9 protein-coding genes are annotated in these 11,732 nt (G+C 63.5%); all 9 read right to left on the bottom strand.

The features are described 5' to 3' along the window. On the bottom strand, nt 1-831 hold the full coding sequence (locus DEIDE_RS02905; protein WP_012692466.1) for a carbohydrate ABC transporter permease: 831 nt from the start codon (nt 829-831) through the stop codon (nt 1-3). Beyond that, entirely contained in the window at nt 831-1,952 is a 1,122-nt protein-coding gene (locus tag DEIDE_RS02900; RefSeq protein WP_012692465.1) for a carbohydrate ABC transporter permease, read from the bottom strand. Before DEIDE_RS02900 ends, DEIDE_RS02905 begins: the two co-directional genes overlap by 1 nt. Before the next feature lie 108 nt (nt 1,953-2,060). Then, nucleotides 2,061-3,296 (bottom strand): ABC transporter substrate-binding protein, encoded by a 1,236-nt coding sequence (locus DEIDE_RS02895; RefSeq protein ID WP_012692464.1) that lies wholly within the window; start codon nt 3,294-3,296, stop codon nt 2,061-2,063. Continuing rightward, the gene (locus DEIDE_RS02890) at nt 3,293-4,615 is read right to left on the bottom strand and encodes an ROK family transcriptional regulator (RefSeq protein WP_012692463.1); all 1,323 of its coding nucleotides are present in this window, start codon (nt 4,613-4,615) and stop codon (nt 3,293-3,295) included. The genes DEIDE_RS02895 and DEIDE_RS02890 overlap by 4 nt, the downstream gene beginning before the upstream one ends. A gap of 188 nt (nt 4,616-4,803) precedes the next feature. Further along, nucleotides 4,804-6,348 carry a lysine--tRNA ligase gene (gene lysS, locus DEIDE_RS02885; RefSeq protein WP_012692462.1) on the bottom strand — a complete coding sequence of 515 codons (1,545 nt, stop codon included), beginning with the start codon at nt 6,346-6,348 and terminating at the stop codon, nt 4,804-4,806. 171 nt (nt 6,349-6,519) lie between these two features. Beyond that, nucleotides 6,520-7,008 (bottom strand): GreA/GreB family elongation factor, encoded by a 489-nt coding sequence (locus DEIDE_RS02880; RefSeq protein WP_012692461.1) that lies wholly within the window; start codon nt 7,006-7,008, stop codon nt 6,520-6,522. Between the two features lie 142 nt (nt 7,009-7,150). Beyond that, complete coding sequence (locus DEIDE_RS02875; RefSeq protein ID WP_012692460.1) at nt 7,151-8,272, bottom strand: MFS transporter; 1,122 nt, start codon at nt 8,270-8,272, stop codon at nt 7,151-7,153. A gap of 26 nt (nt 8,273-8,298) precedes the next feature. Continuing rightward, nucleotides 8,299-9,162, bottom strand: a complete 864-nt coding sequence (locus tag DEIDE_RS02870) for a hypothetical protein (RefSeq protein ID WP_041227009.1) — start codon at nt 9,160-9,162, stop codon at nt 8,299-8,301. 168 nt (nt 9,163-9,330) lie between these two features. Further along, complete coding sequence (locus DEIDE_RS02865; RefSeq protein WP_012692458.1) at nt 9,331-11,634, bottom strand: endonuclease MutS2; 2,304 nt, start codon at nt 11,632-11,634, stop codon at nt 9,331-9,333. Nucleotides 11,635-11,732 lie beyond the last annotated feature (98 nt).

The following is an 11,732-nucleotide window of genomic DNA, read 5'->3' as shown; positions in this document are numbered from 1 at the left end:
TCAGCCCTTGACACTTCCGGCCAGCAGGCCTCGTACAAAGTAACGGCCCAGCAGGATGTAGACCAGCAGCGTGGGCAGCGCAGCCAGGATCGCCCCGGCCATCGGCAGGTTCCACGACACCGCCTGTCCTCCTGCCAGCTGTGACAGGGCGTAGGTTACCGGCTGCGAACTGGTGTTGGTCAGCGTCGCGGCGAACAGGAACTCGTTCCACACCTGCGTGAACTCCCAGATCACCACGACCACGAAACCCGGAATGCTGATCGGGAAGATGACCTTGCGGTAGATGGCCCAGAAGCCTGCTCCGTCGATGGTGGCAGCCTCCACCAGAGCGTCGGGCACGTCGGCGTAGAAATTGCGGAAGATCAGGGTCGTGATCGGCAGACCATACACCACGTGCGCCAGGATCAATCCCCAGATGCTGCCGTACAGTCCCAGCGACTTGATGAACTGAAACAGCGGAATCAGCACCGCCTGGTACGGAATGAACATTCCGAACAGCATCAGGGCAAACAGGGTATTGGCACCACGGAATTTCCACTTGGCCAGCGCGTAGCCGTTGATGCTGCCCATCAGGGCGGCCAGCACGGTCGCGACGACCGCCAGGAACAGGCTGTTGCCCATGTTGCCGCCGATCTTGGCCCAGGCCTCCTCGAAGCTGGCCCAGTTGAGCGCAGCCGGCCAGTGCCAGGTGGTGGTCAGGCTGATGGCGTCGGGGCTCTTGAGTGCCGTGGCCAGCAGCAGGTAGATGGGCACCAGGAAGAACAGGGCAGCCAGCACCAGCAGGGCGTATGTTGCCGCCCGGCCCGGCGTAAATCGGGTCGACGGATTCATCAGTGGCTCTCCTCGGTGCGGAAGGCGCTGGTCAGATACGGCACAATCACGAAGGCCACCAGCAGCAGCAGGATCGTTCCGATGGCCGCGCCCAGTGCAAACTGGTTCTGGCGGAAACTGGTCAGGTACATGTTCAGCGCCGGAACGCTGGTAAAGGTGTTGTCAGGGCCCGACATGGCGTACACCAGGTCGAAGATCTTGAGGCTGATGTGCCCCAGGATAATCATGGCACTCAGGGTAATAGGCGCCAGCAGGGGAAAAATCACACGGCGGTACATCTGGGCGTCGGTGGCGCCGTCGACCTTGGCCGCCTCGCGGATTTCCTCGGGAATGCCGCGCAGACCGGCCAGGTACAGGGCCATGGTGTAACCGCTCATCTGCCACACGGCCGCGATAATGATGCCGATCAGGGCCAGGTTGAAGCCGTGCAGTTCCGGCGCCGCCAGCAGCTTCAGGTTGGGCCCGACAAACAGCGACCACGCCAGCAGCATCAGGGCGCAGAGCCCCGCTACCAGTGCTCTGGTACGCTGCGCCGCCCTCAAAGCCCGCAGGGCAAGCACTCCCAGCACCACCGCGACCACGACTGCGGTCAGGAGCGGCAGCTTGTTCCAGTCAAACTTCCAGATGGACTCGGTGCTGCTCAGCCAGCCGAAGGTACTGGGCTCGCCCCCCACCACGGTCGGAATCTGGTTGACCCCGCCCTGCGGCTGCAGCATCCAGCGCCAGATGGTGCCGGTGACAATAAATGACAGGCTCATCGGGAACAGGAAGATGGTGCGCCACAGCCCCTCTCCTTTCGGATTGCGGTCGAGAATCATGGCCAGGCCCAGGCCAAGCCCCAGGCAGCCCAGGATGAAAAACAGGGTAAAGAAAATGGTGCTGACCATTTCCTGACGGAAGCGCCCCTGCAGAAAGCCGGAAAACAGCTCCTGATAGTTGGCCAGACCTACCCACTGAATCACGGGGTTGGTCGCCAGGGCCTGGGCCGGGTCGTTCCCCCAGTCGGTCAGGCTGACATACACCGTGCGGCCGATAAAGCCGTACACAAACACGCCCAGCAGAATGACGCTGGGCAACAGTACCGCGATGGACCACAGGCGGTCTCTCGATAAGCCTCTCAATCTGGCGCCTCCTCTCTTGGTGCTTCACAAAGAGGAGGGCGCGGCCGGCAGCGCGCGGTGCTGACACCGCAAGCCGCCTCCCGTGCCCTTCCTCCACAATGGGGGGCTTTACTTGCCGATACCAGCCCGCGTGGCCAGCTGCTGCGCGGCGTTGGCAGCGCCCTTCGCGTCGCGCCCGGCAACAAACTGGTCGATGATCGCACCGAACGCACTCATGAAGCTTTCCGGCGCCACAGCTCCGTGCGCCATGCTGCCCACGATCTTGTTGCTCTTCCAGTCGGCGGCAGCGCTCTTGCTGTAGGTGTTGTACTTGCTCAGGTCGCTGTCAATACGCGCAGCGATGGAGCCCTTGAGCGGGTTGAAGGCGTCCTGGCCCTGCTTGCTTCCCAGCACCTTGAGCCAGTTCATGGCTTCGGTACGGTTCTTGGCGCCCTTGGGCAGACCGAACGAGTCGGCCAGCATCACGAAGACCTTGGTGGTTCCGGGGCTGGGTGCCCAGCCGAAGTCCTTGCCGGGGGTCAGCTTCTTGGTGGTGGTGTAGTAGCCGGCTGCCCAGTCGCCCATGATATTGAAGGCGCTGGTACCAGCGGCGATGCGGTCACTGGCCTGCTGCCAGCTGAGGCCCGAGGCGTCCTTGTTGGTGCAGTCCATGACCTTGCCGAAGGTGGTGAAGGCGCCGACCACCTTGGGATCGGTGAATTTCAGCTTGCCGGTCCAGAGGTTTTCCCAGTTCTGAGCGCCCAGCGTGCCGATCATGACGTTTTCCCAGAGGTGCTGCTGGGTCCAGTTTTCGCCGACGACCAGCGGAGCAGCTACTCCCTTGGCCTTGAGTTTGGCGCAGGTGGAGAGGAACTCGGGCCAGGTCTTGGGAGCGGTCACGCCCCAGGCTTTGAGTTTGGCGGGGTTGTACCACATGACGTTGCTGCGGTGCACGTTGACCGGCACGCTCCAGATGCCGTCTTTGGTGCTGATCAGCTTGATCAGGTCCTGAGGAAAGGCCTTGTTCCAGCCTTCGCTCTTGAACAGCGGGGTCAGGTCTTCCATGCGGTTGGCGACCACCCAGGTGCCGATCAGTTCCTGGCCAGCGTGCGCCTGGAAGCTGTCGGGGGGCGTGCCGCCCAGCATGCGGGTCTTCAGGACGGCCTTGGCGTTGGTGCCGGCACCGCCCGAAACGGTCGCGTTGTCCACTTTCACGCTGGGGTACTTCTGCTCGTAGAGCTTGATCAGCGCTTCCAGGGCGGGACCTTCGTCACCGGCCCACCAGGAGAAGATCTCCACTTTCCCGGCGGCGGAGGCGCTGCCGGCAGTGGCAAGAGCAAGGGCGAGCATCAGGGCTTTTTTCATAGTGTTCCTCCAGAGAAGAGTGCAGGCGGATGGGGGGTGGGCACAGACGTGGGCACAGGCGGTGGCCCGGTGGCATGGACCGCCGCCATGGAGACGCGTGAAACGGCGTATAGGTGCGGCAACCCGCTCGAGGTCAGCAACTGGTCAAGCATCATGGCTCCGGCACCAAGCACGCCCGCGTCTCCTCCCAGAGTGCTCAGGTCGATGCGGGTCCGCTCGGCGTTGATCTGCATGGTGCGGCTCAGGGCGCTGCTACGCACGGCATTCAGAAACACCGGGCCAGCCTCAGCCAACCGTCCTCCAATCACCACCACTGCCGGGTTGAACAGGTTCAGGGCTGTGCTGATCGCCACGCCCAGGTGGTGGCCGACATCCTCCCAGAGTTCGCGCGCCAGAGGGTCAGTCTCGGCGTGACGGACCAGGGCGGGCAGGGTCACCGGGTCGGTGAGCAGGGTAGGAGCCCCGGCGGCGCGGCGCGCCTCGGCAGTCGCTACCAGCACCTGCGCCGCCGCGTAGCTTTCCAGACTTCCCGGGTTGCCGCTGCGGCCCACTGGTCCCTGTTCGTTGATGCTGATGTGCCCGATCTCGCCGGCCCCGCCACGGACGCCGCGGTGCAGCCGGCCTCCCAGCAGAACGCCCGCCCCGATCCCGGTGGCCGCTTTCACGTAAATCAGATCAGATACGCCGCGGTGCGGACCAAAGCGCGCTTCCGCCTGGGCGCCAAGGTTAGCGTCATTGTCCACCAGAACCTCCAGGCCCAGGTGCCTTTGCAGGGCCTCGCGCACTGGCTCACCGTCCCAGCCGGGCATGTTGGGGGGGCGGATCACGCGCCCGGTGTCCTGGTCCACGGGCCCCGGCACGCCCAGGCCCACCAGCGCAACATGGTCAGCTGGTACGTGCGCCTCGCGCTGCACCGCGTCGGCCAGGCGCAGCAGCAGGTGATAAGTCTCGGCCGGTCCGGAGATGACCTCGTGCGGCACCGTGCGTGAGGCCAGTGTCCGGCAGCGAAGGTCCATCAGGTCCATACGCACGTGACTGGCACCCAGGTCTATAGCCAGCAGGGCTGCGGCCCGGGCATTCAGTGACAGCAACGTGGCCCGGCGACCGGCCCGGCCACTCCCCCGGGTATTGCCTTCCTGCACCAGTCCGACACCGATCAGCTCACTGACGATGCTGCTGATCGCGCTGCGTGACATACCCAGATCTCGTGCGATGTCGACACGTGCCCGGTCCCGTTCCCAAAGCAGCTGCAGCAGCAAGGCGGTATGCCGCGCCCGGATGGCAGCCAGATCAAGAGGGGCAGAGGCAGGCGCAGACATACGAACTCCAGAGGCCACAGACAGGCACGTCGTCACGAAAGGCTTCACCATGCGGTGAGAAACAGGATGTAGCAGAGCTTTCCTCAATCTTGCACTCATGCGATTTTGTTTGTCAAACGAACGAATTAATCAGATTCAAAAATAAAACAGGGCCGGAGAATTTTCTCCGGCCCTTGCTGAGAGCGGGCTTATTCGACCTGGTCGTCTGGTTCGGCAGCTGTGCCTTCCGGACGCAGCAGTGGAAACAAGAGCACGTCACGAATCGAGTCACTGTCTGTCAGAAGCATCGCCAGCCGGTCCATGCCCATGCCCATGCCGGCCGCCGGAGGCATCCCGTATTCCAGGGCCAGCAGAAAGTCCTCATCCTGCTCGTGCGCCTCGTCGTCCCCAGCGTCGCGCCGCTGCGTCTGGGCCTCAAAGCGGGCCCGCTGATCCAGGGCGTCGTTCAGCTCGCTGTAGATAGGAGCCAGTTCGAAACCGGCGACAAACAGATCAGCGCGCTCCGCCAGGGCCTCGCGGCTGCGGTGGGCCTTGACCAGCGGGCTGATCGCCAGGGGCACGTCGGTCACGAAGGTTGGATTGATCAGGGTCGGCTCCACGTACTCGCCAAACAGCTTGTCGAGCAGCTTGTAGTCCGGCACCTTACGCATCTCAGGGTGCTTCTCGTCGGTCCAGGTGCGCAGGCGCGCCAGGTCCGTCGGCTCGAAGTCCAGGCCAGCGGCCTCTTTGAGCGCCGTCACGAAATCCAGGCGCCGGAACGGCAGGCTGAAGTCCACGGTCTGTCCCTGGTAACTCAGCTTTGGCTCGCCCTTGACCTCAGTCACCAGACCATGCAGCATCTCCTCGACCAGCTGCATCATGTCGTTATAGTCGCCGTAGGCAAAGTACGCCTCCAGCATGGTGAATTCCGGATTGTGCGTCCGGTCGATGCCTTCGTTGCGGTAATTGCGCCCGATCTCGTAGACCCGCTCGAAGCCGCCCACCAGCAGCCGCTTGAGGTACAGCTCCAGGCTGATCCGCAGGCTGAAGTCATGCGACAGTGCGTTGTGGTGGGTGGTAAATGGCTTGGCCTCGGTGCCGCCAGCCACCACCTGCAGGGTTGGCCCCTCGACCTCCATGAACTCACGGCTGTCCAGGAAGTTGCGGATATAGCGGATGGCACGTGACCGGGTCCGGAAAGCCTCGCGCCGCTCCGGGTTGATCATCAGATCCAGGTAGCGGCGACGGGCGCGCAGTTCCTCGTCCTGCAAGCCATGGAATTTGCTGGGCATCGGATGCAGGCTCTTGACCAGCGGCTGCCAGGAAGTGACCCGCAAGGTCAGCTGACCAGTTTTGGTCACGAAGGGAAATCCCCGCACGCCAATGATGTCGCCCAGGTCGATCTTCTTGGTCGGATCGAAATTCTCGGTGTCCTGCCTGGAGAAATGCAGTTGCAGGGAGCCATGTTCGTCCTGCAGATCTGCAAAGGCTGCCTTGCCCATGTGCCGCATCAGAGTGACCCGGCCCGCCAGGGAGTATTCGGTCTCCGGCCACTCCTGGCCCGGCTCGCGCACGCCCTCTGCGTTCGCCGGATGGGCCGCGAGCACGTCACGCGCATGATGCGTCCGGGCATACGTGTACGGGTGGGCTTCAAACCCGGCGGCGACCTGCGCGTCCAGGTTATTCAGGCGGGCGACTGTCTGCTCATGCAGACCTTCACGGCGCGCCCCGGCGGTGGGAGAAACATCCGACATAACGGCAAGTATAGGGGGGCAAGTGCCAGAGCAGCAGGCTACGCGAGAGGGTCTCTCTCGCGTAGCCTGTGTCGGCTGCACCCTACGGTGCCAGGAAATGTCTCTCCGAGCCCCGAGCCGGCCTCTTCAGTCAAACTCAGAAACCGGGCAAAGAGCTCCTGCTGCCTGGACTCAATACTCGATGCTTTTGACTTTGTACTTGACCTGCTTGCCGCCTTCCAGGTTGACCACAAACGAGTCACCGGTCTTGCGGCCCATCAGCTCCTTGCCCACCGGGCTGTCCTCGCTGATGCGTGGCAGAGAGCCGCCCAGCACGGCAGCTTCAGGGGCGCTGACCACCTGCACCTTCATGTCCTTCTTGGTGGTTTCGTTGGAGAGATTGACAATGGCACCGAGCTCGACACGGCCATCGTTCTCGTGGTCCTCAATGATGGTGGCGCGGGCCAGGGTGTCTTCAAGCTCATCAAGCCGCGCCTCAATGGCCATCTTCTCGCGCTTGGCGTCCTCCAGGCCAGTGTCTTCGGTATCGGCACTGGTTTCCATCTGTTCCTGCAGAATGCGGGTGGCTTCCGCCAGGCGCTGTTGTTCCTGCTCCAGGGTTTTCTGAAGGCGCTCAAAGCCTTCACGCGTGAGTCTCACCTGTCTGATTGCTTGGGTCACTGTGAAGCCTCCAATTCCATGCAGGGCCAGGGGCCTGCGAATGTCACGGACGGGTCAACTGGCTGTGAATCAGGGCGCATTCTGACATATGCCCGCCAGGACGGCAATGAGCACAGTCGCGTTTGCCTGCCAACCTGCCTGTTCAGGTGGGTCTGGTGTGACGCAGGGTAAGCATAGACAGCACCAGCAGCACCGAGCCCAGGGTTGCCAACGTGAGCGGCACAGCCAGTGGCCCAAAGGCGGCGACACCCTGCCCCATCAAAAAAGGCAGTAGCACTCCTCCTGCTGAGCCGGCCGTCAGCAGAAAAGGCACCTGACGCGCCGGCATGACCCTTGAGGCCCACGCCAGCATGCTGCCAAACACCGGCCCAAGGGCCAGCCCTGCCAGCACACTGGCGCCCGGGGCCAGCAGCGGAATCAGGGCGCTCAGTGCGCAGACCGTCACAAAAGCGGCGCTCCCGATGACCAGCCACGCCGGATGCACCCTGGCTCCGAACATGCCGGTCAGCACACGGCTCAAGGTGATTCCGCCCCAGAAGCCGCTCAGCACCAGGGCCGCGCCCGGCAGCCCCCGGCTGTCCAGGTAGCGCACCGTCCAGGCACCATACCCAGCTTCCAGACCAACGTACACGCCAATCATGACAGCAAACACCAGCATTAGACGGGGGGTGATAGTAACCTCGCCAGCGCCAGCGCCGGTCACTGCCGGAATGCCTGGGACGCCCCAGATCCGGGCCACCAGCAGGGTCAGGGCTGCGCTGAGCGCTACCGCCAGAAACGGACCCCCCAGGCCACCTTCGCCCAGGGAAACCACCAGCAGGGGCGAAACCATACTTCCAATACCGAAAACGGCATTGACCAGATTGACCGGCCGAGTGCCCTGCGCGGCATACGCGGCGTTCAGGCACGCGCTGACCCCGCCTAAACCCAGACCACCCACAAACGCGGCCGTAACAGCCAGCCCCCACGACGGCGCCAGGGCCACACCACTCACGCCTGCAGCCAGGATCAGCAGACTGGCCACGACCACACGTCTGGCACTGACCTGCCTGAGGGCCAGCCCCACCAGAAATGGTGCCAGGGACGAGCCCAGGAAATGAACGCTGGCAATTAAGCCTACGGCGCCGGTGTCTACGCCAAAACGTGCCTGGAACATTGGAAAGGCCGGGCCGTACATCGCCTGAATCAGACCCAGGGTAAAAAAAGCCGCCACGCCTACTGCCAGCAAGGGCAATAGGCGTGGCGGCGCAGAAAGTTCAGTCACGCCCGCGAACGTAACACACTGGGTTCTTATTTCGGCAGAGCGACCAAGGAAAGAAGCCAGGCGCCCTCAGCGTTGCCGGGGCCAAACCGGTAACCAATGCTGGGCCCGACCATCGCTGGCAGTACATCGGTCCTCAGGAACAGGTCTCCATGCACATACGTATAGTCGTTCGTCCAGTCGCGCGAAACGCGGGTCCGGACGGCCCCGAACCCCAGCACAGACGACGGCCAGCCAGACGAGAGCCGGTACGTGGCACTCAGCGTGGAGCCCTCATATCGACCCCTACCAAAATCAGGAATGGCGACAGTTCCGGAAGTAAAGCTTTCAAAGTGGGAAGCGTCAAGAGACAGGCCCCTGACCGGCGAGACATTGACCGCGGCATACAGGTCCACGCTGGCCTGTCCTTGCTGCTGCATGGGGAATAAATAGTAACGGCCCGTGGCAGCGACGTACGTATTGAATTTTCCAAAAGCCTTGCCATAACCCGCGCTGACTTCGCTCTGAGTGTATGGTGCCGCCTTATCCCCTTTGTATGCGACGCCCACGTTGTTCAGGATACGTACTCGATCATTCAGAACTGTAAACGCGTAGCCACCGGAAAAATTGGACAGCCCACCATTGTCCCGTACTACACCGCCAAACTGGACGCCCTTATAGGGGTTCCGGGTGATTTCGAAGGTCATGGTGTTGTAAAAGCGGCCGATAGCAAAGGACGTGTCGTTAGACCGGGCAGTCACACCGACGTCCACATACGTGGGGGCTTTCACTACACTCAGCCGGATGTCCTGTCGGAAAGGCAGGGGGAAGTACCGGACACCATACCCCTCAGTATTGGAGATCACAGGCTGCAGCCCGCCAAACCGTGAAAAGTAATCTGGCGGAAGATTCATTCGGCCAGCTACTGACTCCAGCTGAGCGGACGCCGTGGTCATCACAGACAGGACAGACCCAAGCAGGGCCGGAGCAACAAAACGCCGAAGGTTTAACACCACCGCATAATGCATGACCGATACGCACGAACGATGTGAAGACATCGTCCCCTCGCCGAAAGCTCTTATCTACTTCCGCAAGTTCACGATTGTGACCCCGTGTCCCCCCTGGTTGGCTTCTGCGTCGTGGAAGGACTCGACCTTCTTGTCGGTTTTGAGGTACTCACGCAGCAGCCGGCGCAGCACGCCCTGCCCTTTGCCGTGGACCACCCGCAGCGGACTTTCCTTGAGGGCATGTGCTTCCAGGATGGCCGTGCGCAGTTCCTCGACGGCTTCCTCCACACCCAGACCCCGCAGCTGCAGTTCGTTCTGAAAGCTGCTCGGCGCGGTTCCGGTAAAGGCTACAGGGCGGCCATTCCTGCCTTTGGCGGCCGGCACCTTCACTTCCTGCTTCAGCCGCACGTCCCGGCGTTTAACACCGACCTTCATCACGCCAAGCTGCACGACCAGATCGTCTCCACGCAGTTCCAGTACCTGCCCGCTGGCGTTGTAGGCTGGGACCTCGACCTTGCTCCCCACCCGGATGGGATCGCCACGTTCCTCCCGGACGGGCGGCGCAGGACGTGCTTTCTGGGCAGCCGCCCGAAGTTCGCGGAGTTCCTGCATGACCCGGGGACGGGCGCTGTCCTCCTGCGCCCGGGCCCGGAGTGTGCGGACACGTTCGATGGCGTCGGCATACAGCGTTTCGGCTTTCTGGGCAGCTTCTGCCAGCATCTCATTGCGGCGCGCTTCGAGGGTTTCGCGTTCCTGCCGGACGCGGGCCAGCTCAGCCTCAGCGTCCCGGCGGGAAATGACGGCTGTTTCAAGCTGGGTGGCCAGATCGGCGCGCTCACTTTCCAGGCCTTCGAGCATGCGCTCCATCAGGCCAGCTTCAGGGCCCAGGAGGGTCTGGGCGCGCTCGAGGACCTGGGACGGCAATCCCATGCGCTGCGCAATGGCCAGTGCGTAACTGCGGCCCGGCTGACCTACCTGCAGGTGGTAGGTCGGCGCCAGAGTGCTGACCTCGAAGCCCATGCTGGCATTCTTGAGCCCCGGCGTTTCCAGTGCGAACAGCTTGAGCGGCGACAGGTGGCTGGTGATGATGCCCCGTGCGTCCTGGGACAGCAGGGTCTCGATCAGGGCCTGGGCAAGCGCGGCGCCTTCGTCAGGGTCGGTGCCGGAACCCAGCTCGTCGATCAGGACCAGGGTGTCGGGCGCGGCGTGACGCAGCACGTAGCGCAGGTGCTTGAGGTGCGAGGCGAAGGTGGACAGGCTGGCTTCGATGCTCTGCTCGTCACCGATATCCACCAGTACGTCTCGCACAATCGGCAGGCGGGCAGTGGCCGCGGCCACATACAGGCCGCACTGGTGCATCAGCACCGCCAGCCCCAGCGTTTTGAGGGTCGCGGTCTTACCCCCCATGTTGGGGCCGGTGATCAGCAGCAGGCGCGTCTCGCCCAGCTGAATGTCGTTGGGTACCGGGTTCTCGATCAGGGGGTGGCGCGCTTCACGCAGATCGTAGGTGTGGTCCTGCACCGGCTCCGGGCGGTTGAGGCGCCAGTCGCGCGCCAGCCGGGCCTTGGCGGCGATCAGGTCCAGTTCGCCCACGGTGGCGAGCGTCATCGGCACCTCCGAGTCGCCCGCCAGCAGCCCGGAGAGCTCGGTCAGAATGCGCCGGACCTCAGCCTCCTCGTCCAGAATCAGGCGGGTCAGCTCGTTGTTGAGCTGTGTCACGGCCGCCGGTTCGACAAAGTAGGTCTGTCCGGTGGCAGAGGCGTCCACGATGATGCCCTGCACCTGCCCGACGCGGCTGGCCTGCACCGGCAGCACGTAGCGGTCGCGCCGGATGGTCACGATGTGTTCCTGCAGAACGTCCGCCCAGCGCTCCAGAGTGGCCGAGAGCTTTTCGCGGATGCGGCCACGCAGCGGATCAATGCGTTTGCGCAGGTCCCGCAGGCGCGGGGACGCGTCGTCACGCACGCCGCCGTCGCGGTCAAGCGCCGACAGGAAGCGGCGCACGAGTTCGCTGTGATCACCCAGGCCCTGACCTACCTCACGGAGCGGTCCGCGCGAATTGGCGTCGATGGCGCGGCGCACTGTCATGGCGCCGTCAAGCGAGTAGGCAGCGTTCAGCAGTTCCTGCCCGGCAAGCACGCGGCCCTCCGCGGCGCGGGCATGCAGCTCACGGATGTCCTGAATGCCGCCCAGGGACAGGCTGACGCCGAACAGGGCGTCTTCGACCTCATCAAGCTCGCGTGCGACACGCCCGGCGTCTTCCGAAGGCAGGAGGGCCCGCGCACGCTCGGCGCCCAGCGTTGTGCTGCTGCGCTGCTCGAGGGCGTCGCGGACGCGGGGGAAATCCAGGGCGGACAGGGCGCGGGAATCAAACGGCATCTCAAGGGGAGCATAACAATGCCTGCCAGACGAATGGTGCGCCGAGTGGCTTAGCTCCTATAGCCACCTTTACCCTGCGTCCAGGAAAACGGGTGGCT

Origin of the sequence: Deinococcus deserti VCD115, assembly GCF_000020685.1 — a bacterium.
In the GTDB taxonomy this organism is placed as follows: domain Bacteria; phylum Deinococcota; class Deinococci; order Deinococcales; family Deinococcaceae; genus Deinococcus; species Deinococcus deserti.
The sequence above is the reverse complement of the archived record's forward strand: the minus strand, read 5'-3'. Positions and strand labels throughout refer to the sequence as shown.